We start from the raw sequence: 25,433 nt of genomic DNA on the forward strand, positions 1-25,433 counted from the left end.
CATGATAAAAAAACCATTCCAAAGTCATCTTGAGAAGCTTTAGAGTTGGTCGTATTCAGCCAATATCTCATCAATTGTGAATTTTAATCCATAGTACACATATAAGGCCGCGATTGGTCCTGGATACCCATACCTGTTTCCTGTTTCGTCAGGAAGCAGCCCCTTTTTTAGGAAAAGATCAATGTGTACATCGGCTAATTCAGCAAGTGATTTTTCGTTGTCTTCATCTGACGTACAAACGGATATAAACGGAACTCCTTCTCTTCGCAAAACTTCGGCAGCCTCAATCCCATTCTGATCGGAGGAAAAGCGAGTAATTATCATTGCCCTGTCAGCAGCCGTAAAGGTTGGTGGTGAAGAAGGTTCCAAAATTGCTGCGCTTTGAAGCGGTTCAACCCCGGAGGTAGCCTCCATTCCCACAGCAGCCATTTCGTTTGGCCCAAAAATATAGATTTTGCCCTGTCCAGCTGATGCCTGTGCAAGCAGACGGGCGGCGTCCTCAAAGTTTTCTTCCTGTTTATTCTGTATTCTGCCTAACAGTCCTGTCAGCTGTGTCGAAAACATTTTCAGCATTCATTGCTTCCCCCTCGATGTTTTTCCTTTCATTATAGACAAATTCCTTCACTATGCAAAAATTGTCGGAAAAAGGAGGACAGAAAATGCAGGATATTAGTAAGAAAAAGAGAAATAGTTGAGGACGGTGTTTCCTTTTAAACATAAAGAAGAAATAGGGAATTGGGGCGATGTTACAATGAAGGAAAAAATACTAATAGTTGACGATCAATTCGGGATTCGCATCCTGCTTAATGAAGTTTTTCAAAAAGAAGGATATGCCACGTTTCAGGCTGCCAATGGCATCCAGGCTTTGGATATTGTAAAAAAACATAAGCCGGACCTTGTCCTTCTGGATATGAAAATACCGGGAATGGATGGCATTGAGATTTTGAAAAGGATGAAGGTAATTGAGCCTGATATTAAAGTCATCATCATGACCGCTTATGGGGAGCTCGACATGATTCAGGAGGCAAAAGACCTGGGTGCTATCACTCACTTTGCAAAGCCGTTTGATATTGATGATATCAGGAACGCGGTGCGGACCTATGCTGTAAAGCAATAGGTGCTTTTAAAACCAGTTGAGTTTCCAGTTGGAAAAGGTGTTTTAATTCCGCTGACAAGGGTAAACAACTATGTGTGCGTTTTCATTATGACAGTTTGCGTACATATGACGGATTAATGGCATTTGATGAAATGGTTTGATATGATAACTAATGGAATTTAATGTTTTGTTAGTTGGCCTATATACATAATCCGCCAAGTGAGGGGTAACCTTACTACGGAAGCCTTTTAACGAAACAGCCTACTTTAAGGAGGAATAAAAATGCCTTTAGTTTCTATGACCGAAATGCTCAACAAAGCAAAAGCGGAAGGCTATGCGGTTGGACAATTCAATTTAAACAATCTTGAATTCACTCAGGCAATCCTGCTCGCCGCGCAAGAAGAAAACTCCCCTGTCATCCTTGGTGTTTCCGAAGGTGCTGGAAGATATATGGGCGGCTTTAAAACAGTTGTAAAAATGGTTGAAGGCTTGATGGAGGATTATAACGTTACAGTCCCAGTCGCAATTCACCTTGACCATGGTTCAAGCTTTGATAAGTGTAAAGCTGCAATAGATGCAGGTTTTACTTCAGTTATGATTGATGCATCACATCATTCTTTTGAAGAAAATATTGAGATAACCTCTAAAGTTGTTGATTATGCACACTCTAAGGGAGTATCTGTTGAGGCCGAGCTTGGAACAGTCGGCGGACAGGAAGATGATGTCATTGCTGACGGTGTTATCTATGCTGATGTCGAAGAGTGTAAGGAGCTTGTGACACGTACTGGCATTGACTTCCTTGCACCAGCTCTTGGTTCTGTACATGGACCTTATAAAGGTGAACCAAACCTTGGCTTCAAGGAAATGGAAGAAATCGGTCAGGCGACAGGCGTGCCGCTTGTCCTTCATGGCGGAACAGGAATCCCGACAAAGGATATCCAAAAATCCATTTCACTTGGAACTGCAAAAATCAATGTAAACACTGAAAACCAGATTGCGTCTGCAAAGGCTGTCCGTGAGGTATTGGCAGCGAAGCCAAACGAATACGATCCACGTAAATACCTAGGGCCAGCTCGTGATGCAATCAAGGAAACCGTTCAAGGAAAAATGCGTGAATTCGGTTCTTCTGGCAAGGCGTAAAAAAACATTCATTGATTTTACGGAAGACCAGGGCTGACTCTGTAGAGCCTGCGAGGTTCGTCAAGCGTAGCCATTGTATCTGGAACTAAAATCAGGAAAAAATTTCAAATTCAATATATAACCTAAATAGGTATACATTATAAAGATAGTCGGAACCGCCCCTGAAATAGAGGCGGTTTCAATGTATTTTTTGACAGCAGGTACTAATTAACAATGGAGGGTTAAAAATGAAATTTTTTATTGATACAGCCAATATGGATGAAATCCGTGAAGCATATTCTCTTGGTCTTCTATCCGGTGTAACAACAAATCCTTCGCTTGTTGCTAAGGAAAAAGGCGTTTCTTTCGAAGACCGCCTAAAGGAAATTACTGAGCTTGTTCCTGGATCGGTCAGTGCGGAAGTAATTGCTCTCGATGCTGAAGGCATGGTTAAAGAGGGCAGGGAGCTTGCAAAAATTGCTCCAAACATCACAATCAAAGTGCCAATGACTCCAGAAGGACTCAAGGCGGTCCATACTTTCTCGCAAGAAGGCATTAAAACAAACGTAACCCTCATTTTCAATGCAAATCAGGCACTTCTTGCTGCCCGTGCAGGTGCGTCTTATGTTTCACCATTCCTTGGAAGGCTTGATGATATTGGGCAAAATGGGCTTGATCTAATCTCGACAATAGCTGAAATTTTTGCTGTCCATGGCCTTGAAACTGAAATCATCGCTGCGTCTATAAGACACCCAATGCATGTAACTGAAGCTGCATTAAGAGGTGCACATATAGCCACAATTCCTTACAAAGTATTGATGCAGATTTTCCACCATCCACTTACAGATAAAGGAATCGAGGCATTCCTTAAGGACTGGAACTCCCGCTAATTAGGACTTAAAAGGAAAGCTTTATCCGAATAATATAATTGGTGATTGGTCTATCTCTTCGAATGATTTTTTGCAGCTTCTTTTTTCCATAAAGTGAAACTTCCATCAGTGGCGACTTTTCCACTGATGGTTAGTTGAACCAATCGGACCTTTAGGGACAGTTGCCCTAGGGCTTACTGTCCCTTAAGAGTGGGATAAAGTGAAACTTCCATCAGTGGCGACTTTTCCACTGATGGATAGTCCCGTAAAGCCCGATTAATTTTTCTAAGAACTGAGCCCAAATTTTTAAGGAATTGGACTTTTGTGGAAGCTTAATTCCCTCTGCTGGTTTGTTTGTTGCCTTTCGATCGGGCGGGGGATTATACCGCCCGTTAAATGATGGAAAACTTTTTTGGTTATCGGTACATGAAAAGGTGTTTTTCGTGTAAACTAATGGATAGACAAACTGTCGGATTATGCCTATTGCTTATGGAAAATAATACCTTTAGCCGCGGTCGGTACTAAAATTGGCCGTAAAGCTTATGTACGGTGGCTGGAAAGGGAGTTTCTAAAATGGAAAAGCTTAAAATTGCCGGAGGATACCCGCTTAAGGGTACTGTCCGGGTAAGCGGCGCCAAAAACAGCGCGGTTGCACTTATCCCTGCTACAATTCTTGCAGATTCCCCCGTAGTAATTGAGGGACTTCCCGATATTTCAGATGTTGAAATATTAAAAGGGCTGCTTGAAGAAATCGGTGGAAAGGTACAGCTTTCCGATAATGAAATGACTGTCGATCCCTCGGCAATGATTTCAATGCCGCTTCCAAATGGGAAAGTAAAAAAACTTCGAGCTTCCTACTATTTAATGGGTGCCATGCTCGGAAGGTTCAAAAAGGCAGTTATTGGCCTTCCTGGTGGATGCCATCTCGGCCCAAGGCCAATAGATCAGCATATTAAGGGTTTTGAGGCCCTTGGTGCTAGTGTCACAAATGAACAGGGAGCCATTTATTTGAGGGCAGATGAATTGAGAGGCGCGCGGATTTACCTCGATGTAGTAAGTGTCGGCGCAACTATCAATATCATGCTTGCTGCGGTCCGCGCCAAAGGGCGGACAATTATTGAAAATGCAGCAAAGGAACCGGAAATTATCGATGTGGCAACATTGTTGACAAATATGGGTGCGCGCATTAAAGGGGCCGGTACAGATGTCATCCGTATAGATGGTGTCGATAGTCTCCATGGATGCCGCCATACCATCATTCCAGACAGAATTGAAGCCGGGACTTATATCATTCTTGGTGCAGCCATGGGTGAAGGTGTCCTGGTTGACAACGTCATTCCTCAGCATCTTGAATCATTGCTGGCCAAGCTTAGTGAGATGGGTGTTTACGTTGAAGCTGGTGATGATCAGATTTTTGTGAAAAGCACTTCTAAATTAAAGGCTGTAGATATAAAAACACTTGTTTACCCGGGTTTTCCTACCGATTTGCAACAGCCTTTCACATCACTCTTAACAAAAGCTCAAGGCTCGAGCATGGTCACGGATACGATATATGGGGCCAGGTTTAAACATATTGATGAATTACGCCGGATGAATGCAAGCATTAAAGTTGAAGGCCGTTCAGCTATCATTTCAGGTCCTGTCCAGCTTCAGGGAGCTAAGGTGAAGGCAAGCGACTTGCGTGCCGGTGCCGCTTTGGTTATAGCAGGACTTATGGCTGAAGGAATAACTGAGGTTACCGGGCTGGAACATATCGACAGGGGTTATAGCAATCTCGTTGAAAAACTTCACGGGCTTGGCGCGACTGCCTGGCGTGAAGCAATGACAGAAGAAGAAGTGGAACAGCTTAAAAATACGTGATACCTATATAAAGAGAAACATATCCTCCACATGGAGGGAAAAATGTCTTAAAGGTGCCTGCCCTTTTAGGCAGCGCCTTTTCTGAATTTTTGTAAATGTGTACTGGATGAAGGGAGAAAGACCATGGAAAGAAGCTTGACAATGGAACTTGTCCGAGTAACGGAGGCGGCAGCACTTGCTTCTGCCCGCTGGATGGGACGAGGTTTGAAGGATGAAGCAGACGATGCAGCCACTTCAGCGATGAGGGATGTGTTTGATACTGTCCCGATGAAGGGAACAGTTGTAATCGGTGAAGGAGAAATGGACGAGGCGCCTATGCTTTACATTGGCGAAAAGCTCGGTACGGGATATGGCCCTAGAGTCGATGTTGCGGTAGATCCTCTAGAAGGAACCAACATCGTGGCAGCGGGAGGATGGAACGCACTCGCGGTTTTAGCTATAGCAGACCATGGAAACCTTCTTCATGCACCTGATATGTATATGGATAAAATAGCGGTTGGTCCGGAAGCGGTTGGCTTGATAGATATTAATGCCTCTGTCCTTGATAATTTAAAGGCTGTCGCCCGTGCCAAAAATAAAGACATTGAGGATGTTGTTGCCACTGTCCTTAATCGTGAACGTCATGCCAAAATCATTACGGAGCTTCGTGAAGCCGGTGCAAGGATTAAGCTAATCAATGACGGCGATGTTGCTGGAGCAATTAATACAGCCTTTGATTTTACTGGTGTTGATATTCTGTTTGGATCCGGTGGAGCCCCTGAAGGCGTTATTGCGGCTGTTGCACTGAAATGCCTTGGCGGGGAGCTGATCGGGAAGCTTGAACCTCAAAATGACGGGGAAATTGAGCGCTGCAAATCAATGGGCCTTGATGTCAATAAGGTACTCCGAATGGAAGACCTTGTCCGTGGGGATGACGCGATTTTTGCCGCAACTGGAGTTACGGATGGGGAATTACTTAAGGGTGTCCAGTTTAAGGGCTCATATGGTTCTACCCATTCTATCGTCATGAGGGCAAAGTCGGGGACAGTCCGTTTTATCGATGGGCGGCACAGCTTAACGAAAAAGCCTCACCTTGTAATAAAATAAAAAATTTCGTCAGAATTCCGGGCATTTGAAAAGCCCGGGACTTTTGGCGCTAGAAAGATAGTAAAAAAATATGGTTATTTCCTGTGAATAAGGGTAGAATATAAATTGTTTTGCAGGTTTAGTCTATCTTCCAATTAAACTTCAAGAATCCTTCATGTTTAAGAATCCCTCTCTGCACTAAACAAGGTATTTCAACTGCTTATAAAGTGAATCATCCATCAGTGGGATTTTCTTATCCCTGCATTGATGGTAGATGAGCCAATCCGACCTTTACGGGCAGTTGATCTCCCGGTTATTTTCCTTTAATCCTAGAAACTTGAAATGGGAGTCTTACTGCCCGTTAAGAGTGGGATAAAAGGTACAGGCGCCAGGTTCGTAAAAAGATGGGTACAAGAATATGGCAATACTGGCAGATGTAAAGATAAGCTGCCAGCTGGTACTTTTCTTTGTCTTCCCTTACGGCCAAGGCATCCTTGTGGATGCAGCAAGACATGAACCAAATAAGTAAAGTGTGGTGTCTAAATGGAATTAACAATTACCAGCCTCGAAAATATGAAATTAAAAGAACTATACGAACTTGCGAGGCAATACAAAGTTTCTTATTACAGTAAGCTGACAAAAAAGGAATTGATTTTTTCAATTCTAAAAGCTCGCGCGGAAGAGCAAGGGTTTTTCTTTATGGAAGGCGTCCTGGAAATCATCCAGTCGGAGGGATTTGGTTTCCTTCGCCCGATCAACTATTCCCCAAGCTCGGAGGATATATATATTTCCGCTTCGCAAATCCGCCGTTTTGACTTAAGGAATGGGGACAAAGTATCTGGAAAGGTAAGGCCTCCAAAAGAAAGTGAGCGCTATTATGGACTTCTCCATGTAGAAGCAGTCAATGGTGAAAATCCTGAATCTGCAAAAGAACGAGTTCACTTCCCGGCATTGACGGCTCTGTATCCTGATAGGCAAGTCAAACTGGAAACAACTCCAAAGTATCTTTCCACTCGGATTATGGATCTGGTTGCACCTGTCGGGTTTGGCCAGCGTGGTTTAATTGTTGCACCGCCAAAGGCAGGCAAGACGATGCTATTAAAGGAAATTGCCAACAGCATAACAACCAATCATCCGGAAGCGGAACTGATTGTGCTTTTAATCGATGAGCGCCCTGAGGAAGTAACCGATATCGAGAGGTCTGTAGCCGGCGATGTCGTAAGTTCAACTTTTGACGAAGTTCCGGAAAATCATATAAAGGTTGCGGAACTTGTACTGGAACGGGCAATGAGACTTGTTGAACATAAGAAAGATGTCATTATCCTAATGGATAGCATTACCCGGCTGGCGAGGGCGTATAACCTTGTCATCCCGCCTAGTGGCCGTACCCTGTCAGGCGGTATCGACCCTGCTGCATTCCACCGTCCAAAACGTTTCTTTGGTGCTGCAAGGAATATCGAAGAGGGAGGCAGCTTGACTATCCTTGCTACAGCTCTTGTTGATACAGGTTCAAGGATGGATGATGTCATTTATGAGGAATTCAAGGGTACAGGAAATATGGAGCTTCATCTTGACCGTTCACTTGCGGAGAAAAGAATATTCCCTGCCCTCGATATCCGCCGTTCTGGAACAAGAAAGGAAGAGCTGCTCCTGCCGAAGGACCATCTTGACAAACTCTGGGCTATCAGGAAGTCAATGTCCGACAGTCCTGATTTTGCGGAGCGCTTCCTGAAAAAGCTAAGGCAAACAAAATCAAATGAGGAATTTTTTGCTCAAGTTGGCGAAGAAATGAAAGCTAGCACCTCAAGAAGACAACAATCATAAGAAATCCTTTTTCAAGTAAATCCCATCTTGCAAAAAGGGCACGTCCCTGATATAATGATACCAGTGTGTTTTTCCACCTCGGGCTTATAGGGCCCGATTCTATAACTCTGTTTCGGAATGACTCAGGGCGGAAGGAGATGAAAAGAATGAAAGCAGGAATTCATCCAAATTATAAGACAGTTAAGGTGACTTGCGCTTGCGGTAACACGTTTGAAACAGGATCTGTTAAAAACGAGATTCGTGTTGAAACTTGCTCCGAGTGCCATCCTTTCTATACAGGCCGTCAAAAATTCGCTGAAGCTGGCGGACGTGTTGACCGCTTCAACAAGAAATACGGCATTAAGCAAGAGCAACAGCAATAATAGCAACTGTTCAAAACAGGCAGGATTCAACATCGCTTGCCTGTTTTTTTACTTTTTAAAACGCAAAATTTCTCGATTTTTGGCAGATATTTGGTTTGTGCTGCCTAAAAATGGGTTTTATAGAGTATATATGACGATGTGTGAGACTTAGTTCAAATATACATAATAAATTGACAGGGTATGCAAGGAAGGAGAGGCAGCATAATGTACGTAATGAAGCAAAGCGGTTGGGTTGAAGTCATTTGCGGCAGCATGTTTTCGGGGAAGTCGGAGGAATTGATCCGAAGGGTACGCCGTGCTCAGTTCGCGAAGCAAAAAATTGCTGTTTTTAAGCCGAAAATTGATAACCGCTACAGTGAGGAGTCTGTGGTTTCCCACAATGGTTCCTCGTTTATTGCGATGCCTATTGCTCATTCCACAGCCATTTTTGATTATATTGATGTTGAAACGGATCTTATTGCTATTGATGAAGTCCAGTTTTTTGATGAGGAAATTGTCAATGTGATTCAGCATCTTGCGAATAGCGGATACAGGGTAATTGCCGCAGGACTTGACCAGGATTTTCGGGGGGAGCCTTTTGGCAAAATGCCTGAATTGATGGCGATTGCCGAGTTGGTTACAAAGCTTCAAGCTGTCTGTGCCGTCTGTGGATCGCCTGCAAGCAGGACGCAGCGCCTAATTGATGGCCGCCCAGCTTCATATGATGACCCCGTCATTCTTGTAGGTGCGTCAGAAGCTTATGAACCGCGCTGCAGGCATCATCACGAGGTCCCCAACACAGCTGTTGCTGTAAAAGAAGTTGAAATTGATAATAAGACAAAAGCGTTATAAGAAAAGAGGCTGTCCGCCGGTGATGGACAAGCCTCTTTTTTGTTGTTCAGCTTATGAACATGCTGCAAGGACAGGAGTTTCGGCCTTTAACGAAGTGCATGTTCCTGCACGGAGATGCTCATGCTTTTATTCGGGCTCTATTCTTCAGGCGCTGGTTTCCAATCCTTTATGCCATCTGTTTCTAGAATTCCAATTGTGACGTCCCCAATATCGGGGTCGGTAAGCAGTTTATCCCTGACTCTGAATTTTATATCATCTGCTACTGCGAGTGTGAAACCTCGTTTTAGCTCAATATAACCTTCGATATGATATCTCCTTCCTTCCTGGATGATACGCATTTGCTTGATATCGTCAATATCTGGATCGGCAAGAATGGTCGCTGCTACCCTGTCTTCAATTGCTTTAGGAGCTGCGACACCAATCAGCCCAATTGTATTTTCAAAGCCAATCTTAATTGCTATTCCAAATAACATCAAACCAATCAAGAGTGTCCCAACTCCATCGAGGAATAGAAGACCTGTAGTTTTAGAAAGGATAACGGCTCCGAGGGCGAGCAAAGCTCCCAGGGTTGCAATAATATCCTCATAAAAAACAAGCCTGGTTGGAGGGGCAGCGAGACGGACATTCTTAAAAGCAGAAGAAACAATGGCCATTCCCTTAGCTTCGCTCCGAGTTTCATGGACAATTTCCTTCATTGCTTTTACAAGAACCAAACCATCCAGAGCGACAGCAGCGGAGAGAACAAGAACGTTTAGCCAAAAGTTTCCTGACTCTTTCGGATGCTGAATCAGTTCCCAGCCTTTTATTAATGTTTCATAGGACATAATGGAAATGACAATGACTGCAATTAATACAAACAAGTTAACAACCCGCCCGAAACCTGTCGGAAACTTACGGGTTGGTGTCTTTTCGGCAATCGCGCTTCCAATAAACACAAATGCCTGATTGGTTGCATCTGCCACTGAATGGAGCGTGGTTGCCATCATTGTTCCACTCCCGCTAATCATTGCAGCAATTCCTTTAATTATAGCAAGCACTGTATTGGCAAGAGCTGCAATTCCGGAGGATTTGTTCCCTTTTTTTAAAAGTTCCACAAAGGTCACAATTTTTTCACCCTTTCTAGTTCGCTGATAGGAGGTATACCTGATTAAAGTTACTTTTTATGTCAGTTACCCGCCCTGGTGATGATTAATCATTTCTAGTAATAATAAGATGGGTTTAATTATAGTCTTTTGAATGTGGACCTGAAGGAATAAGGTCATATGTTTTAAAGAGGGTAAGGAGCAAAATATATAAAACCTAAAACTTCCCATGCGCTTTTGACGGAGTAACTGACCTGTAATATAATAAAGAGTACCTATCTTTAGGGATACGTCTCTTAGTGGTTAGCAGAAACAAACCAAACCTTTTGGGCAGTCATGCTTACTGCCCTTTAAAAATGGATACAAATATATAGATTAAAGAAACTTGAGGTGAATGAGTGTGTTTGATCGTCTTCAATCTGTTGAGGATCGTTATGAAAAGCTGAATGAGCTTTTAAGCGATCCGGACGTTATTAGTGACTCCAAAAAGCTCCGTGAATATTCCAAGGAGCAGTCAGATATACAGGAAACAGTACAAGTTTATCGAGAATATAAGTCTGCGCGTGAACAGCTCCAGGATGCAAAGGTGATGCTGGAGGAAAAGATGGATGCTGATATGAAAGAAATGGTGAAGGAAGAAGTCAGTGAGCTTTCTACGCAACTTGAGGAGTTGGAGGCAAGGCTGAAGCTTCTCCTTATCCCGAAAGACCCGAACGATGACAAGAATGTTATCTTTGAAATCCGCGGCGCCGCTGGCGGAGATGAAGCTGCATTGTTTGCCGGAGACCTTTACCGTATGTACAGCCGCTATGCGGAGGCACAAGGCTGGAAGACGGAGGTAATGGATGCGAGCCCAACCGGACTTGGCGGATTTAAAGAAATTATCTTCATGATAAATGGCCAGGGGGCTTATTCCAGGCTTAAGTATGAAAATGGCGCCCACCGTGTCCAGCGTGTTCCAGAAACAGAATCAGGCGGAAGGATTCATACATCCACTGCTACTGTTGCATGCCTTCCTGAAGCGGAAGAGGTGGAAATTGAACTCCACGACAAGGATATTCGATTTGATACCTTTGCATCGAGCGGTGCGGGTGGCCAGTCTGTCAACACGACTATGTCTGCCGTCCGTCTTACTCATATTCCAACAGGAATAACAGTATCAATGCAGGATGAAAAGTCCCAGCACAAGAACCGGGACAAGGCGATGAAAATTCTCCGTGCTCGTGTGTATGACAAGTTCCAGCAGGAAGCTCAAGCGGAGTATGATCAGGTGCGAAAATCTGCTGTTGGAACCGGTGACCGTTCGGAGCGGATCCGTACCTATAACTTCCCGCAAAACCGTGTGACAGATCACCGTATTGGCCTGACACTCCAAAAGTTGGACATTATCCTCGAAGGAAAGCTTGATGAAATTATCGATGCATTGATTCTTGAGGATCAGTCCCAGAAGCTGGAAGATGCCTCAAATGTGTAAAAAAGTGTTTGAAGCCCTGAACTGGGCTTCTTCTTTTTTAAAAGAGGCGGGTCGAGAGGAATTTGCCGGAGAACTGCTGCTGCGGCATGTAACAGGCATGACGAGGACCCAGCTGTTTGCATCAATGCGTGATGAGCTGCCAGAGGAACAATTTATGGCATTCCAGGCTTCCGTAAAGGAGCATGCAGCGGGGAGGCCAGTTCAATATATTATTGGCTACGAGGAATTCTATGGACGGAAATTTATAGTCAACGCGGAAGTATTGATACCACGTCCCGAAACGGAAGAGCTGGTTGATGGCGCAATCAGTAGGATAAGGAAGATGTTTGGCAGCCCTGAAGACTTGGAGTTAGCGGATATTGGTACTGGAAGCGGGGCAATCGCCATCACTATGAAGCTGGAGCTTCCGGGGCTGTGTGTAACTGCTACGGATATTGCAGCTGATTCATTGAAGGTTGCTCAAAAAAATGCACTAGCGCTTGGGGCAGATATTATCTTTATACAAGGCGATCTCTTGGAGCCCGTCATAGCATCAGGGAGAAAGTTGGATGTTCTACTTTCAAACCCTCCGTATATTCCGGATAACGACAAATCATGGATGTCTGATGTGGTAACAGAACATGAACCGCACCGGGCTTTGTTCGCAGGAGCTGATGGGCTTGATTTTTACAGGCGTTTTATGGAACAGCTTCCGATGGTGCTAAAAAAACGTTCGCTGGTTGGCTTTGAAATAGGAGCAGGGCAAGGGGAGGCGGTTGCTGAGCTTGCTAGGAGAACCTTTCCACAAGGATCGGTGGAAGTTGTTCATGACATAAATGGAAGAGATCGTATGGTTTACGTTTGTAACAAGTGACAGTCATAAATTTAGTGATTCTTTCGAATTATGTGTTTAAGAGGTCTGCAAGTGGGTAAAAACATGAGTCGGCATTTTAACACAGGGGGAGATAAACATGAATCATGCCATTGCCGGCATATTTGACTGTTTGCATAAGCTTGAAGATGCCATCATAGAGTTAAAAGCAAACGGCCTCCATTCCGGAGACATGACACTGTTGACAACAGAACCCCATTTTGGGCTAGTTGATATTCCTGCCATCCAGGTCAATGAGCCGCTCATGGTTTGGGATATGATCCTTGAGTATGTAAACAGTGAGGAAGTAGAATCCGCTTTTTTGTATACACTTAAGGAATTGATTCTTGAAAAAGGAAAGTTTGTGCTGCTCAAAGAAGTCAGCATATCGGAACCAATCACATAAATGAAGCCGCCCGGCCTGAGTGCCGGGTCTTTTATTACGAGGTATTTCGCCGCCACTTAACGGTAAGTATTCATATTTTCCAAGAAGTGTTCATAAATCAGAAAAAGTGTTCATAAATCCGTAAAAGTATTCATAAAAGATAGCAATCTGCTAGCGCACCCGTCTCAAAACACCTTCCCTCACAATAAATCCCCAATTTTCAGAAAATTTCCACACGATGAGAACCTTATATGACGAGATTTGGATAATATCATACCGATCCACACAGCAGGCTCCACTGAGGAGCAAATTTACCTGCAAACGAACAACAACATCGTAAACAACCATTTCATTAAAACGTACAACAAACGAATAAATGCCTCGGGCGGACTTGAATATACCGCTCCCTGAAGTAGTTTGGGATTCAAAAAAAGTACAATTTAAAGTTTTTCTTTCAGAAAAGAAATTTACTAGTTTATGATTCTTCCTTCGTGGCGACACTGTTGATAGTGAAGGGACGGTGGGGGAAATGAACAGTAAACTTCTCGTATGGTTATATTTAGTTGTACTCTCAATTGGCACCATTGCCAATTTATATATGCCAAAGGTGAAAGCTTCCGGACAGGAGGAGATTGTTATTCCTGGGGAGGCAATCAGGCTAAGAATTTTAGCCAATAGTGACCGAAAACTGGATCAGGAACTCAAGCGGAAGGTTCGCGATGAGGTGAATGTAAAAATTGCAGAATGGGTTGGCGATTTAACATCACTTGATGAGGCAAGGGAAACCATTAAAAACAAAATACCAGAAATAGAGAAAATTGCTCGAAATATTTTGGAGGAAAATGGCTCTAAACAAGAAGCAAAAGCTGAATTTGGCCTAGTGAAGTTTCCTACTAAATTATATGGACAGTTTTTATATCCAGCTGGGGAATATGAAGCTATTTTGATTACTCTTGGTGAGGGTAAAGGGGCAAATTGGTGGTGTGTCCTGTACCCGCCACTGTGCTTTCTGGATTTTTCAAGTGGCACTGCAATAGCATCTCCGGGTTTTAAAGAGGAAGGAGAAGTGGCTGAACCAGTAATAGATGAAGTTTCTCAAGAAGAGAAGCTAGGGCCAGAGACCGATAAGGATGAAACGTCTGACGATAAAGATGTTCATGATAAAGAACAAGCCGAGGATAAAAAACAGGGCGTAACAGAGAAAACCGGGAATGAAAAACCTGTATTCACCCCTGAAGATGAGCAGGCAGTTAAAGTGAAATTCTTTGTTGTGGAATTATGGGAAAACCTTATGAATTAGGCCTTTTGACGGGCCTTTTTATTTTGCAAATTTTAACCCATGTAAAGGGGTTAATAAGTATGGAAGGAGAGGTAACGTTTTCCTCCTTCTTTGCAAAAAGCTAACGACTTCATTACAAAACTGTTTAAAGTGTTTTTAATTGAGAAGGTAGGATAAAAGTAGAGTGTACTACCAATCTCACTTATGAAGGAGGAATCTTACGATGGCTAACAACAACAACAACGGCAAGATGTCTCGTGAAGAAGCAGGTAGAATGGGTGGAGAAGCAACGAGCAGGAATCACGACAAGGATTTCTATCAGGAAATCGGAGAAAAAGGCGGAGAGGCAACTGCTCGAAACCATGATAGTGATTTCTACTCCGAAATTGGACAAAAGGGCGGAGAAGCTACATCCCGCAACCATGACAAGAGTTTCTATGAAGAAATAGGAGAAAAGGGTGGAAAAGCCCGTTGGGAAAACGATAATAAATAACTGATGATTGATATAAGAGGCTATCCGAATTCGGATAGCCTCTTAATATTATCAGAGAAATATCTTTACTTTGAGAACTGTCTAGCTTCAGCGCCTAGCGCTCTTCTTAATTTGTTCTATTCTTTATTCCTCACTCATATTCATAGAGTAGAATACTAGAATTGGAGTGGGGAAAATGCAGTTAACAATAAGACGCGGGGAAAAAACGGATTTTACTAAGATGGTTGAATTTTTAACAAAGGCTGGATTAAGCACAGAGGGTTTGACTGAAGAACTGCAGGGCGGCGTTATATTGGCTGAAGATAGGGAATGGATAAGAGGATGCCTGGGCATGGAGCAGTATGGAAGCAGCGGATTGCTCCGATCTTTAGCGATTTCCCCTGGCATGGGTGAACAGGATTTACTGGCAATGTTTGAACAAATGCTGCTGCTGGCTGCTGAACGAAATATAACAGCTCTATTTCTGGCAACAAATAAACGAAATGCAATTCCATTTTTTGAAATGATAGGATTCAAAAAGATCGTCAAAAACGAATTGCCTTCTGAATTTTTCAATTCTATCCATGTGCTGAATGTTTTAAGTATAAACAATTCCATTTTCTTGAAATATTCTTTATAAGGGCTATTTATCCACAAAGTTATCCACTTTTCCACTGCTGTTATCCACAATATGTTGATAACGCTTGTTTTTACTATCTTCTTCTTTTATTATTGGTTCGAGAACACTTGTGGCTTTAGCCGTAAGTTAGATAAAGGTGAAGGTAGAATGGATACAATTATATGGACTGTAGATAACGTCCTTGAAGATTTAGATAAAATTAAACAGGCTGCAGCGCTTCTCGAAGCTAACGAAGCGGTGGCTTTTCCGACTGAAACTGTCTACGGGCTCGGCGGCAATGCTGAAAGCGATGATGCGGTCGAAAAAATATTTCAAGCAAAAGGCCGGCCGTCTGATAATCCGCTTATCATTCACATTGCTGATAAAATCCAAATGAAAAGATTTGTAGCAGATCTGCCCGAGGTGGCGGAAAAACTTATAGAGGCATTTTGGCCGGGCCCCTTGACTCTTATTTTGCATAAGAAAGAGGGCGTATTATCTGAAAAGGCAACTGCAGGTCTTGGAACTGTCGGTGTAAGGATGCCGGATCACCCTGTTGCTCTGGCAATTCTTAAGGAATCGGCGCTTCCAATTGCTGCGCCAAGCGCTAATAGTTCAGGAAAGCCAAGTCCGACTACAGCACGCCATGTTGCGGATGATTTGAATGGGAGGATAGCCGGTATCCTCGATGGGGGGACAACTGGAGTTGGTGTGGAATCAACAGTCTTGGATTGTACCAGCCCCATTCCTGCTATTCTTAGGCCAGGAGGCATTACCTTTGAACAGCTAGAAGCAGTTATCGGAAAAGTAGAGATCGATCCTGCCCTCCGAAGTGAAGATTCGAAACCAAAAGCACCCGGAATGAAGTATCGACACTATGCACCTGAAGCTCCGCTATATCTTGTGGATGGCAATAGGGAATTCCTTCAGGCAGCCGCGGCGAATTATATACAGGACGGAAAGCGTGTGGGAATTTTAGCAACGGAAGAAACTGCAGGGGGATATGATGCTAACATCGTCCTTGCGTGTGGCAGGAGAGACAATCTTGAAACCGTGGCAGCCGCACTTTATGATACCTTGAGAATTTTCAATGAACACGAACTTGATATCATCCTAAGTGAAACTTTTCCTGAAGCAGGAGTCGGCCACGCTATTATGAACAGGCTGATGAAGGCAGCCGGAAATAAAGTGATACATGAGTGAAATGCATAGCAGCGGGATACAATGGAAAATTCAGTGGGCATTTTCATCGCCCACTGGTTTTTAGTTGCGCAAAGCCCGTTGCCCAGGAAAAATCTTTAAGGGCAGTTAACTGACTAATTTTTTCCTTTAAATCCAGGATCTTGCGGTGTGTCTTAGTTCCAATTTATGCGGGATGAGTAGGTCCGGGTGGATAAATTTTGCGGAACCTTTCTGAACTTCCTTCTATTCCCTGTTGGACGTGCATATGATGAACTAGCATGTCCGGGAGGCTGGTCAGAATGTCGTCATTAGTTGGGGAAATTGCAACGCTGCTTTTAATGGCGTTCGCACTTGGGATGGATGCATTTTCAGTTGGGCTGGGGATGGGTATGTACAGGCTCAGGCTCCGCCAGATTTTTAAAATCGGCATTACGATAGGTATTTTTCATGTTTGGATGCCTCTCGTTGGCATGATCGCAGGCAGGTTCCTGTCCGAGCAATTTGGCTCGTTTGCATCGTTAATCGGCGGATTGCTGCTGATCCTGCTCGGTATTCAAATGATTTGGGCTGGATTGAGAAAAGGGCAGGAAAGCATTATTACACCCATTGGTTTAGGCTTGTTGTTTTTTGCCTTAAGTGTCAGTCTCGACAGCTTCTCAGTCGGGCTTACATTAGGGATTTATGGAGCCAGGACCGTGGCAGCAATTGTCTGTTTTGGTTTTGCGGCAACAGTAATGACATGGTTGGGTCTATTAATAGGGAGGAAGGTTCAGGGCTGGCTCGGCTCCTATAGTGAGTCACTTGGCGGCATCATATTGCTGGCCTTTGGCATTAAACTTCTGCTTCCCTTATAATTAGAGGTATAGTAGCCTGGACAGCTTCCGACGTGGAGGCTGTTTTGTTTTGAAGGAAAGTTTCCTCTAAAAATATACCTTTGGTTTTCAAGTTCAAACCAGAGAGCTGATTGGATAATTGAGGGTAACAGTTTTATAATGATAGCAAAGGAGGAAGCGTTCATGCATCGTGTGTTGTTTGTCTGTACGGGCAATACGTGCCGAAGCCCAATGGCTGAGGCTATTCTGAAAAGTAAGAACCATGAAGGCGTTGAGGTGAGATCTGCTGGCGTCTATGCAATGGACGGAGCTTCTGCTTCATCGAATTCTATAACCGTTATGAATGAAAATAGTATAACCCATAACCATCAATCAAGTCTGCTTACCCGTGCTGATGTGGAATGGGCTACGGTCATTCTGGCTATGACGCTCTCGCATAAACAGGCGATTATATCCAACTTTCCGCAGGCTTCTTCCAAAACCTTTACCCTAAAAGCATTTGCGGGGGAGGATGGCTATCCGGATGTGAGTGACCCATATGGAGGCGACGTGGATGTGTATCGGGCGACATTTGCGGAGTTAGAGCGGCTCATTGATAAGGCGATGAGCCGGCTGCTGAAAAAGTAAAGACTGGTTATATAAATGGTATTCACTAAGGAAATCAGCACTGGCAGATTTAGAAACCTTCCTTCAGAACCGGATTAATCATAACAATAAGCAGGAGGAGTCAGAATGAAAGTAGCACTTGCTTCAGACCATGGAGGGGTGAATATCCGAAAGGAAATTGCATCCCTTTTAGAAGAATTAAATATTGAATATAAGGATTTTGGCTGTGAATGCAGCACATCGGTCGATTATCCGGATTATGCCTTGCCTGTGGCAGAGAAGGTTGCTTCTGGAGAGTTTGATAGGGGAATTCTGATTTGTGGGACTGGAATCGGTATGAGTATCGCCGCAAATAAGGTGAAGGGCATTCGCTGTGCACTTGTCCATGATACTTTTAGCGCAAAAGCAACAAGGGAACACAATGACACGAATATGCTTGCCATGGGTGAGCGGGTCATCGGACCTGGCCTAGCCAGGGATATCGCGCAAATTTGGCTGACCACTGAATTCACGGGCGGCCGACATGCCAACCGGGTTGGCAAAATTACTGAATACGAAAAGAAAAACCAATAGGCTTATTATAAAGCTGATTTGCCTGAAGCAGGCCAGGTACTCATTCTATATAATGATGATTTTGGTGATGGATTTCAGTCTGCCTATAAGGGGGGATTAATAATGTCAGATACAATTGAAGAACTTGAACAGGAGTTATCGGAAATCCTCGAAGCGTTTATAGACCAAGTGAATCTTCGTTCTGGAAGCCTGATGGTAGTTGGCTGCAGTACTAGCGAGGTTGCTGGAAAGAGAATCGGGACAGCCGGGACAATGGAAATTGCTGAACTAATTTATCGGCAGCTGGACAAGTTCCGAGATAAAACAGGGGTGAAACTGGCATTTCAGTGTTGTGAGCACTTAAATCGAGCTTTGATAGTTGAAAGGACAACCGCCAGTGACCACAATCTGGAAGAAGTGTCTGTTGTACCTGTTCGCCATGCCGGCGGTGCCATGGCTACATATGCCTTTAATAGGATGGAAGATGCTGTTGTAGTTGAATCAATTCAGGCAGAAGCTGGAATTGATATTGGTGAAACTTTGATAGGTATGCATTTGAAGCGAGTTGCGGTTCCTGTCAGGGTGGGACGAAGAAGGCTTGGGGAAGCTAACGTAACCTTGGCTAAAACGAGGCCAAAGCTAATCGGAGGCCCGCGGGCTGTCTACGAGCGGACATCAGAGAATCTTTCCTGCACCTGAGTATCTTTTCCAGTAGGAAACTGCTAAAATAATAGAGAATTTTCAGCATTTTAATAACGGGACGTTCAAGGGGGATTATCATGAAGCATTTGGCAGAACGGGATCCACAAGTATATGAAGCAATTCAAAAGGAATTGGGAAGACAGCGTTCAAAAATTGAACTAATTGCATCGGAGAATTTTGTCAGTGAAGCGGTTATGGAAGCGCAAGGATCGGTGCTTACTAATAAATATGCGGAAGGCTATCCTAACCGGCGCTATTATGGCGGATGTGAGTATGTAGATATTGCCGAGGACTTAGCTCGTGATCGGGTTAAGGAAATCTTTGGTGCTGAACATGCCAATGTCCAGCCTCACTCGGGCGCCCAGGCAAACATGGCGGTATATTTCACTATACTTGAGCCGGGAGATACTGTATTAGGCATGAATTTGTCCCATGGCGGCCATTTAACACACGGCAGCCCTGTAAATTTCAGTGGGGTTCAATACAAGTTTATTGAGTACGGCGTTGATCAGGAAACGCATTTGATTAATTACAATGATGTCCGTGAAAAGGCACTTGAGCATAAGCCAAAGCTGATTGTAGCTGGGGCGAGCGCATATCCTCGTGAAATTGATTTTAAGAAGTTTAAGGAAATTGCCGATGAAGTTGGCGCATATTTAATGGTCGACATGGCCCATATTGCCGGTCTTGTTGCTGCTGGCCTTCATCAAAGCCCTGTTCCTTATGCTGATTTTGTAACATCGACCACGCATAAAACTCTCCGTGGCCCTCGAGGAGGATTAATTCTTTGCCGTGAGGAGTTTGCCAAGAAAATAGACAAGTCCATCTTTCCAGGAATCCAAGGGGGGCCGCTAATGCATGTCGTTGCAGCCAAGGCTGTTGCGTTTGGTGAAGTCCTTCAGGATTCCTTTAAGGAATATGCTAAAAACATTATTGAAAATGCAAAGGCTCTTGCAAATGGCTTGCAGGCGGAAGGGGTTTCACTTGTATCTGGCGGGACCGATAACCATCTAATCCTAATTGATCTCAGATCGCTTGGATTGACCGGTAAAGTTGCCGAAAAGGTTTTGGACGAGATTGGTATTACTGTCAACAAAAACACGATTCCATTCGATCCCGAAAGCCCTTTTGTCACAAGCGGCATCCGTATCGGAACTGCAGCTGTCACTTCCCGTGGCTTTGGTGCTGAAGAGATGAAGGAAATTGCTTCGTTGATTGCTTTTACTTTGAAAAACCATGATGATGAGACAAAACTAACTGAGGCAAAGGAACGCGTTGACGCGTTAACCCAAAATTTCACTCTCTACCCTGAATATTAAATCGAGTTAGCCGGCATCCATAAATTGGGCCGGCTTTCCTTTTTACATGTTTGTTGCCCTTGTGAATTTTTTTCTGTAAAATGAGACGAAGTGTGAAACGATATAGTTAACTAAACCAAATAGTAGAGGGGCGATTATAGTGGCAAAAGTTCATGTTTATGACCATCCGCTAATTCAGCACAAGTTGACCTACATACGTGACAAAGACACCGGAACAAAGGAATTCCGCGAACTGGTGGATGAAGTCGCGACACTGATGGCCTATGAAATTACGAGGGACATGCCTCTTGAAGACATTGAAATTGAAACTCCAGTCAGCCTGGCGAAGGCCAAGGTCTTGTCCGGGAAGAAAATTGGCCTTGTTCCAATTCTTCGTGCAGGTATTGGGATGGTCGATGGAATTCTAAAATTGATTCCGGCTGCAAAGGTTGGGCATATCGGCTTGTACCGTGATCCCAAAACATTGAAACCTGTAGAGTATTATGTAAAGCTTCCAAGCGATGTAGAAGAACGTGATTTCATTGTTGTCGATCCAATGCTGGCGACAGGCGGTTCTGCCATTGAGGCTATCCACTCTTTGAAAAAGCGTGGCGCAAAGCAAATTAAATTTATGTGCTTGATCGCGGCTCCTGAAGGCGTCGAGGCACTGAAAGAAGCTCATCCTGATGTTGATATATACATTGCCGGGCTTGATGAGAAGCTGAATGACCATGGCTATATCGTACCTGGGCTAGGCGATGCTGGCGACAGGCTGTTTGGAACAAAGTAAACGAACAAAAGCGAGAGTAGAAAAGCTTCTTTGTCGAGCTGGATGTACAAAAAAGGGTAAAACAACCGATATTAAAATAAAGCCGGAACGGAATCCTAAAGGGTTTCGTCCGGCTTTTTTGTGTTTAAAATATCCTTTTTCGCTTACTATAGATGCCTTATGAAACGCTGTGGGTTTTCTATGAAATCCTTAGTCAGGCGTACGTGTTCGACTTCTTCGTATGGGGTTTTTTTAAATAATCCTTCATCAAGGGTGTAAATATCTGCTCCGGGAATGGCCATAAGCATCGGTGAATGGGTAGCGATGATGAATTGGGCATCCATCTTGACCATTTCAAGAATAAGAGAGATTAGTGACAGTTGTTTCAAGGGAGACAATGGGGCTTCGGGCTCGTCCAGAAGATAGAGGCCAGATGGGCGAAATCTTGCCTGGAATAGGTCCAAAAAGCTTTCCCCGTGTGACCGGACCTCCAGTCCATCCCCGTAGAGTTCCTGCAAATCGTAAAGCGTCCTGGCAAAAGGAAGCGCTTCGAGGCTAAACCTGTCCCGCTCACGAATTTCTTTTACTGCCTGTTTAGATTCAATTTTTACTTCAGCGAGCTTTCTGGAAAAATTAATAAAGTCATTGGCACGGAAGAAAAACCCGTTCTTTGAACGAATTTTCCACGTCAGCTTTAACTTTTGCCCGAGCTCCCGGGCAGGTTCAAGAGAGCTGTCGGAATCAATTGTCACAGCGGAGCCAATGAGGGGAATTCCGCTATTGGCGGCAATGGCCTCAAGAAAGGTAGACTTGCCTGACCCATTTTCCCCTACAAATAGAGTAACCTTATTTTCAAAAGTGAAATCTTTGAAGTTTTGAACAAGGGGCAGGTTAAAAGGATAATATGATTCATGTATTTCCTTAACTAGAGTCACACGTTTTAGATGAACCATGGGGCTACCTCCCGTAATCGTTACAGTAACAATAGCAGAAAGTTCAGCTTAACAAAATTAAAAAAACCAAAGCAAGTGGTGCCTGCTTTGGTTTTCCTATCATCGCTGGATAAAAACTTCATTTAGCTTATTAAATTGAATCAGGATTTTTCCTGCACTGTTTATCGTAATTCCTTCTGGCTCTCTAGTTGTATTCAGCTTTACCCTGACTTTGTTTTTGCCGTACTTATCAAAGGTCATGTATTCCCCATTGGATAATAGATAGTATTTTCCATTCCCATAGGCAAACCCTTGGATTGGCTTTCCGGAGGTTGTGCCAATCATTCCGCTAATATGAATCTTTTCACGCCAATCCCTGGTAGCCCATGTTCCGCTGCCTAAGTGAATCTTATTAATATCATAGCCATCCCCTGATTTCGAAACAGCCACTGCTGTATTTGAATCAAGCATGGCAACGACATTTGGGTGGATGCTTGTAGGAACCTTCCACTTACGGACTACCGTCAGGGTGGAAGGATTTATTTTTTGAAGGGTATAGCTTTCTTGTCCTTTCACATCCGCCAACTGATAGAGATAGCCGCTTTTATACGCAATTGCCTGTCCGTGGCCGATTGTAAGGCGAGCGCTCTTTTTCAGAAGCACTCCCTTAGGACTATATTTGTATATATATCCGTAAGTGGTTTTGTCACCAGTGGCATATGTTAAATACATATTGTTATACTGATCAACTGCAATTCCTTGCAGGCTCCTAATATCATTAAGATTGGTAACAGTAGATGAGTTGCGATATGGATAAAACAGGGTTTTAACAGCAATCTTGTTACTGAATGTAAGTGAATGTATCGTCATCGCGGCCTTTGCCCGTAACCCGTCGTTCGTTATTGCGAAAATTCCAATCAGTACAGAAAGTAATACTGCTGTAATTTTGTACCTGGCTTTTTTCATTACGTTCCCCCTGTGGTGTATTTTCTCTGTCTTTTCCATTTTAAAGGAAGCGAAGCCATCTGTAATGGGAACATAGTCGCAAAAAGTATGGCAGTTTTTGGAGAAAAGTGTATTTCGCATACTTTTCATAACTCCGTCAAACCCTATTAAAACAAAGGAGGGTATTGTATGCGGAAATTAACAGTTGCTATGTTTTTAATCTTATTGCTGTGTGGGGTCCAAAAAAGTGAGGCGTCCGTATCAGTGCCTCCACTTCCTGAAGAAGATCCGAAAGCTATCGAGTCGGGAATAATTATTATGAAGGAAAAGGCAACCGAGGATGAAATCCGCAGACTTCTAAAGAGATACCCAAGTGTAAAACTCCGTTATCTATTTTCAGAATCAATTTATGGATTTTCTCTAGAAGGTAATCATGGAGAAATTTTGAAGTTGGAAAAAGAAGCATGGGTTGAGACTTTTTCACCTATTAAAACGTATAAAAGTGAAACTCTCACAAAAGAGCAAAATCGGACTAACTCAATAGATAAAGATTATTCAGTGAGCGGCTACCCACTGTTAATTAACACCCAGCAACGGTTGACGGGAAGAGGGGTTAGTGTTGGGGTTATCGATACCGGAATTGATTATACTCATCCCGATTTAAGAAGAAATTATCGAGGCGGCTGGGACTTCGTTGATCATGATGATGATCCTATGGAGACAATAGGAAAATCCAGCAAATCAACCTTACACGGGACGCATGTAGCAGGAATCATTGCGGCAAATGGAAAAATGCGCGGTATAGCACCGGATGCTGGGCTCAGAGCGTACCGAGCCCTAGGTCCGGGTGGGACAGGCACTTCTGAACTTGTATTGGCCGCGATTGACCAAGCTATTAAGGATAAGGTGGATATTCTAAATCTATCTTTAGGCAATGATGTAAATGGTCCTGATCTGCCTATTTCAGTTGCTTTAAATAAGGCAGTTGAAAAAGGGGTTGTCGCGGTTGTTTCAAACGGGAATTCTGGTCCGGAGCAATGGACTGTCGGTGCGCCTGGAACATCCTCAAAGTCAATTTCTGTGGGAGCTTCCACACCTCTAATGAAAGTTCCATTTATATTAATAGAAGGAACAAACGAAAAAATAAAGTTAGAAACAATGGCTGGTTCTGAACAATGGAAATCAAGTCCTTCATTCGATTTAACAGATGGAGGCTATGGCAATGAACATGAGTTGAGACAGTCAAAAAATAAAGTTGCCCTAATCAAACGGGGAAAGTTGACCTTTGCCCAAAAAGTCCAAAATGCACTAAGAAAAGGGGCTAAGGGAGTAATTATATACAATAATGTAAAAGGCGGCTTTGCAGGCAATTTAAACTCTACTGTCCCATTCCCGGTATCATCCATTACAAAAGCTTCGGGAGAACAACTTTTAAGCCGAATAAAAGTAGGTAAGGATTCAGCCCGTATTATTTTTAAGGAGGAGAGTAACCTTATAGCGGCATTTAGCTCAAGGGGCCCTGTTACAGGAACGTGGGAAATCAAACCTGATGTAGTCGCCCCAGGGGTGGCTATTTCCAGTACAGTTCCTGGAGGATATTTGCAATTAAATGGGACAAGCATGGCCGCTCCTTATGTAGCGGGTGTATGTGCTCTCATAAAACAGGCACATCCAGAGTGGACCCCGCAAGAAATAAAAGCGGCACTCATGAATACAGCACTTCCTTTGCATCAGAAAAGCGGTAAGGATTACAAAACCTTTGAACAGGGATCCGGGCGTATTCAGCCAGAGAAGGCTGCCAGGCATGATGTGCTTGTTATGCCAGGTTCAATTACCTTTGGAAAAATGCAAAGGACATTATGGAAATCAGCTGAAACCCGTAAGCTTACAATTAAAAATGTTGGTTCAGGACATGTTAGGGTTGCCTTTTCGATACCTCCCAGCCAGGCGGGGCTTGATTGGAAAATGCCTTTGCCCTTTGAGTTAGGGCCAGGTGAGAAGAAGGCAGTCTCAATTACGTTGCGTATTGATCCCGATGAGTTGAAAGGAAAGATGGCTGAGGGTGCTTTTTCAATGCAAGCAGGGGACAGCAAAATCAGGGTCCCGTATATCTTTGCATTCACTGAACCAGATTACCCTCGGGTGATGGGGTTTGAATTTGCTGAGGGCGATGCCCCAGGAAACTATTTATATGAAGTGTATTTACCTGGGGGAGCGGAAGAGTTTGGGATTGCCCTTTTCAGAAAGTCGGATTATAGATTTTCTGGATTCCTTGATTATGGGAGAAGAATTGAAAGAGGGTATAGGAAACGGAATATTGTACAGGAAAACCTGCCCGATCCTGGGCTATATATCGCAAAAATATTTGCCAGGAAAGCAGGAAAAGAGGATATGGTGGAAACTATTATTCAGATTGAACCATGAAAA

25 protein-coding genes and 1 pseudogene are annotated in these 25,433 nt (G+C 43.7%); 22 read left to right on the top strand and 4 right to left on the bottom strand.

Translation table 11 applies throughout. The features are described from left to right. Nucleotides 1-39 precede the first annotated feature (39 nt). Nucleotides 40-573, bottom strand: a complete 534-nt coding sequence (locus tag AM500_RS01855) for a DUF2529 domain-containing protein (RefSeq protein WP_053597679.1) — start codon at nucleotides 571-573, stop codon at nucleotides 40-42. Nucleotides 574-751: 178 nt separating this feature from the next. Between AM500_RS01855 and AM500_RS01860 the strand changes: the two genes are divergently transcribed. The 8 genes from AM500_RS01860 (at nucleotide 752) to AM500_RS01895 (ending at nucleotide 9,026) form a co-directional block, all read left to right on the top strand. Next, nucleotides 752-1,117, top strand: coding sequence for a response regulator (locus AM500_RS01860; protein WP_043930085.1), 366 nt, complete (start codon nucleotides 752-754; stop codon nucleotides 1,115-1,117). 261 nt (nucleotides 1,118-1,378) lie between these two features. Beyond that, complete coding sequence (locus tag AM500_RS01865) at nucleotides 1,379-2,236, top strand: class II fructose-bisphosphate aldolase (RefSeq protein WP_053597680.1); 858 nt, start codon at nucleotides 1,379-1,381, stop codon at nucleotides 2,234-2,236. A 227-nt stretch (nucleotides 2,237-2,463) separates the two neighbouring features. Beyond that, nucleotides 2,464-3,105, top strand: coding sequence for a fructose-6-phosphate aldolase (fsa, locus tag AM500_RS01870; protein ID WP_053597681.1), 642 nt, complete (start codon nucleotides 2,464-2,466; stop codon nucleotides 3,103-3,105). A 552-nt stretch (nucleotides 3,106-3,657) separates the two neighbouring features. Beyond that, complete coding sequence (locus AM500_RS01875; RefSeq protein ID WP_053597682.1) at nucleotides 3,658-4,944, top strand: UDP-N-acetylglucosamine 1-carboxyvinyltransferase; 1,287 nt, start codon at nucleotides 3,658-3,660, stop codon at nucleotides 4,942-4,944. A 123-nt stretch (nucleotides 4,945-5,067) separates the two neighbouring features. Then, nucleotides 5,068-6,030, top strand: a complete 963-nt coding sequence (gene glpX, locus AM500_RS01880; RefSeq protein WP_053597683.1) for a class II fructose-bisphosphatase — start codon at nucleotides 5,068-5,070, stop codon at nucleotides 6,028-6,030. Between the two features lie 522 nt (nucleotides 6,031-6,552). Next, entirely contained in the window at nucleotides 6,553-7,833 is a 1,281-nt protein-coding gene (rho, locus tag AM500_RS01885) for a transcription termination factor Rho (RefSeq protein WP_043930077.1), read from the top strand. A gap of 146 nt (nucleotides 7,834-7,979) precedes the next feature. Continuing rightward, nucleotides 7,980-8,195 carry a 50S ribosomal protein L31 gene (rpmE, locus tag AM500_RS01890; protein WP_053597684.1) on the top strand — a complete coding sequence of 72 codons (216 nt, stop codon included), beginning with the start codon at nucleotides 7,980-7,982 and terminating at the stop codon, nucleotides 8,193-8,195. A 204-nt stretch (nucleotides 8,196-8,399) separates the two neighbouring features. After that, nucleotides 8,400-9,026, top strand: coding sequence for a thymidine kinase (locus AM500_RS01895; RefSeq protein WP_053597685.1), 627 nt, complete (start codon nucleotides 8,400-8,402; stop codon nucleotides 9,024-9,026). Nucleotides 9,027-9,163: 137 nt separating this feature from the next. On the opposite strand, the gene AM500_RS01900 is transcribed toward AM500_RS01895, so the two are convergent. Further along, complete coding sequence (locus tag AM500_RS01900) at nucleotides 9,164-10,132, bottom strand: cation diffusion facilitator family transporter (protein WP_442854000.1); 969 nt, start codon at nucleotides 10,130-10,132, stop codon at nucleotides 9,164-9,166. 376 nt (nucleotides 10,133-10,508) lie between these two features. Between AM500_RS01900 and prfA the strand changes: the two genes are divergently transcribed. From prfA to upp, 13 genes and pseudogenes are all read left to right on the top strand, one after another. Then, on the top strand, nucleotides 10,509-11,582 hold the full coding sequence (prfA, locus tag AM500_RS01905; protein WP_053597687.1) for a peptide chain release factor 1: 1,074 nt from the start codon (nucleotides 10,509-10,511) through the stop codon (nucleotides 11,580-11,582). After that, nucleotides 11,575-12,435 carry a peptide chain release factor N(5)-glutamine methyltransferase gene (gene prmC / locus AM500_RS01910; RefSeq protein WP_053597688.1) on the top strand — a complete coding sequence of 287 codons (861 nt, stop codon included), beginning with the start codon at nucleotides 11,575-11,577 and terminating at the stop codon, nucleotides 12,433-12,435. The genes prfA and prmC overlap by 8 nt, the downstream gene beginning before the upstream one ends. Before the next feature lie 97 nt (nucleotides 12,436-12,532). Further along, nucleotides 12,533-12,838 (top strand): hypothetical protein, encoded by a 306-nt coding sequence (locus tag AM500_RS01915; protein ID WP_053597689.1) that lies wholly within the window; start codon nucleotides 12,533-12,535, stop codon nucleotides 12,836-12,838. A 508-nt stretch (nucleotides 12,839-13,346) separates the two neighbouring features. Beyond that, a complete protein-coding gene (gene spoIIR / locus AM500_RS01920) occupies nucleotides 13,347-14,117 on the top strand; it encodes a stage II sporulation protein R (RefSeq protein ID WP_053597690.1) in 771 nt (256 codons plus the stop codon). Nucleotides 14,118-14,319: 202 nt separating this feature from the next. After that, nucleotides 14,320-14,586 (top strand): annotated as a pseudogene (locus tag AM500_RS01925) (KGG domain-containing protein); the annotation flags it as partial. Nucleotides 14,587-14,764: 178 nt separating this feature from the next. Further along, nucleotides 14,765-15,208: a GNAT family N-acetyltransferase gene (locus tag AM500_RS01930; RefSeq protein WP_043930066.1), complete on the top strand. Its 444-nt coding sequence runs from the start codon at nucleotides 14,765-14,767 to the stop codon at nucleotides 15,206-15,208. A 147-nt stretch (nucleotides 15,209-15,355) separates the two neighbouring features. Then, nucleotides 15,356-16,390, top strand: a complete 1,035-nt coding sequence (locus tag AM500_RS01935; RefSeq protein WP_053597692.1) for an L-threonylcarbamoyladenylate synthase — start codon at nucleotides 15,356-15,358, stop codon at nucleotides 16,388-16,390. Between the two features lie 278 nt (nucleotides 16,391-16,668). After that, the gene (locus AM500_RS01940) at nucleotides 16,669-17,223 is read left to right on the top strand and encodes a manganese efflux pump MntP (protein WP_053597693.1); all 555 of its coding nucleotides are present in this window, start codon (nucleotides 16,669-16,671) and stop codon (nucleotides 17,221-17,223) included. Between the two features lie 162 nt (nucleotides 17,224-17,385). Beyond that, on the top strand, nucleotides 17,386-17,829 hold the full coding sequence (locus tag AM500_RS01945) for a low molecular weight protein arginine phosphatase (protein WP_053597694.1): 444 nt from the start codon (nucleotides 17,386-17,388) through the stop codon (nucleotides 17,827-17,829). A gap of 105 nt (nucleotides 17,830-17,934) precedes the next feature. Beyond that, a complete protein-coding gene (gene rpiB / locus AM500_RS01950; protein WP_053597695.1) occupies nucleotides 17,935-18,381 on the top strand; it encodes a ribose 5-phosphate isomerase B in 447 nt (148 codons plus the stop codon). 102 nt (nucleotides 18,382-18,483) lie between these two features. Next, nucleotides 18,484-19,059 (top strand): TIGR01440 family protein, encoded by a 576-nt coding sequence (locus tag AM500_RS01955; RefSeq protein ID WP_053597696.1) that lies wholly within the window; start codon nucleotides 18,484-18,486, stop codon nucleotides 19,057-19,059. A gap of 80 nt (nucleotides 19,060-19,139) precedes the next feature. After that, nucleotides 19,140-20,381: a serine hydroxymethyltransferase gene (gene glyA, locus AM500_RS01960; protein ID WP_053597697.1), complete on the top strand. Its 1,242-nt coding sequence runs from the start codon at nucleotides 19,140-19,142 to the stop codon at nucleotides 20,379-20,381. A 139-nt stretch (nucleotides 20,382-20,520) separates the two neighbouring features. Next, nucleotides 20,521-21,150 carry a uracil phosphoribosyltransferase gene (upp, locus tag AM500_RS01965; RefSeq protein ID WP_043930057.1) on the top strand — a complete coding sequence of 210 codons (630 nt, stop codon included), beginning with the start codon at nucleotides 20,521-20,523 and terminating at the stop codon, nucleotides 21,148-21,150. A 146-nt stretch (nucleotides 21,151-21,296) separates the two neighbouring features. Here upp and AM500_RS01970 read toward each other — a convergent pair whose 3' ends face one another. Together AM500_RS01970 and AM500_RS01975 are read right to left on the bottom strand one after the other, a co-directional pair. Further along, the gene (locus AM500_RS01970; protein ID WP_053597698.1) at nucleotides 21,297-22,082 is read right to left on the bottom strand and encodes an AAA family ATPase; all 786 of its coding nucleotides are present in this window, start codon (nucleotides 22,080-22,082) and stop codon (nucleotides 21,297-21,299) included. Between the two features lie 99 nt (nucleotides 22,083-22,181). Next, entirely contained in the window at nucleotides 22,182-23,027 is an 846-nt protein-coding gene (locus AM500_RS01975; RefSeq protein ID WP_053597699.1) for a hypothetical protein, read from the bottom strand. Between the two features lie 168 nt (nucleotides 23,028-23,195). On the opposite strand from AM500_RS01975, the gene AM500_RS01980 reads away from it, so the two are divergent. After that, nucleotides 23,196-25,430 carry a S8 family serine peptidase gene (locus AM500_RS01980; protein WP_053597700.1) on the top strand — a complete coding sequence of 745 codons (2,235 nt, stop codon included), beginning with the start codon at nucleotides 23,196-23,198 and terminating at the stop codon, nucleotides 25,428-25,430. The last annotated feature ends 3 nt before the right edge of the window (nucleotides 25,431-25,433 follow it).

Source organism: Bacillus sp. FJAT-18017 (assembly GCF_001278805.1).
Classification (GTDB): Bacteria; Bacillota; Bacilli; order Bacillales; family Cytobacillaceae; genus Bacillus_D.

Excerpts from the sequence above, each read along its gene's own strand:
- AM500_RS01855 (WP_053597679.1), bottom strand. The coding sequence starts at position 573 with ATGCTGAAAATGTTTTCGACACAGCTGACAGGACTGTTAGGCAGAATA.
- prmC (WP_053597688.1), top strand. The coding sequence starts at position 11,575 with ATGTGTAAAAAAGTGTTTGAAGCCCTGAACTGGGCTTCTTCTTTTTTA.
- spoIIR (WP_053597690.1), top strand. The coding sequence starts at position 13,347 with ATGAACAGTAAACTTCTCGTATGGTTATATTTAGTTGTACTCTCAATT.
- AM500_RS01975 (WP_053597699.1), bottom strand. The coding sequence starts at position 23,027 with ATGAAAAAAGCCAGGTACAAAATTACAGCAGTATTACTTTCTGTACTG.
- glpX (WP_053597683.1), top strand. The coding sequence starts at position 5,068 with ATGGAAAGAAGCTTGACAATGGAACTTGTCCGAGTAACGGAGGCGGCA.
- AM500_RS01970 (WP_053597698.1), bottom strand. The coding sequence starts at position 22,082 with ATGGTTCATCTAAAACGTGTGACTCTAGTTAAGGAAATACATGAATCA.
- AM500_RS01895 (WP_053597685.1), top strand. The coding sequence starts at position 8,400 with ATGTACGTAATGAAGCAAAGCGGTTGGGTTGAAGTCATTTGCGGCAGC.
- glyA (WP_053597697.1), top strand. The coding sequence starts at position 19,140 with ATGAAGCATTTGGCAGAACGGGATCCACAAGTATATGAAGCAATTCAA.
- AM500_RS01930 (WP_043930066.1), top strand. The coding sequence starts at position 14,765 with ATGCAGTTAACAATAAGACGCGGGGAAAAAACGGATTTTACTAAGATG.
- AM500_RS01865 (WP_053597680.1), top strand. The coding sequence starts at position 1,379 with ATGCCTTTAGTTTCTATGACCGAAATGCTCAACAAAGCAAAAGCGGAA.
- AM500_RS01955 (WP_053597696.1), top strand. The coding sequence starts at position 18,484 with ATGTCAGATACAATTGAAGAACTTGAACAGGAGTTATCGGAAATCCTC.
- AM500_RS01945 (WP_053597694.1), top strand. The coding sequence starts at position 17,386 with ATGCATCGTGTGTTGTTTGTCTGTACGGGCAATACGTGCCGAAGCCCA.
- AM500_RS01875 (WP_053597682.1), top strand. The coding sequence starts at position 3,658 with ATGGAAAAGCTTAAAATTGCCGGAGGATACCCGCTTAAGGGTACTGTC.
- AM500_RS01980 (WP_053597700.1), top strand. The coding sequence starts at position 23,196 with ATGCGGAAATTAACAGTTGCTATGTTTTTAATCTTATTGCTGTGTGGG.
- AM500_RS01915 (WP_053597689.1), top strand. The coding sequence starts at position 12,533 with ATGAATCATGCCATTGCCGGCATATTTGACTGTTTGCATAAGCTTGAA.
- AM500_RS01940 (WP_053597693.1), top strand. The coding sequence starts at position 16,669 with ATGTCGTCATTAGTTGGGGAAATTGCAACGCTGCTTTTAATGGCGTTC.
- rho (WP_043930077.1), top strand. The coding sequence starts at position 6,553 with ATGGAATTAACAATTACCAGCCTCGAAAATATGAAATTAAAAGAACTA.
- fsa (WP_053597681.1), top strand. The coding sequence starts at position 2,464 with ATGAAATTTTTTATTGATACAGCCAATATGGATGAAATCCGTGAAGCA.
- AM500_RS01935 (WP_053597692.1), top strand. The coding sequence starts at position 15,356 with ATGGATACAATTATATGGACTGTAGATAACGTCCTTGAAGATTTAGAT.
- rpiB (WP_053597695.1), top strand. The coding sequence starts at position 17,935 with ATGAAAGTAGCACTTGCTTCAGACCATGGAGGGGTGAATATCCGAAAG.
- AM500_RS01860 (WP_043930085.1), top strand. The coding sequence starts at position 752 with ATGAAGGAAAAAATACTAATAGTTGACGATCAATTCGGGATTCGCATC.
- rpmE (WP_053597684.1), top strand. The coding sequence starts at position 7,980 with ATGAAAGCAGGAATTCATCCAAATTATAAGACAGTTAAGGTGACTTGC.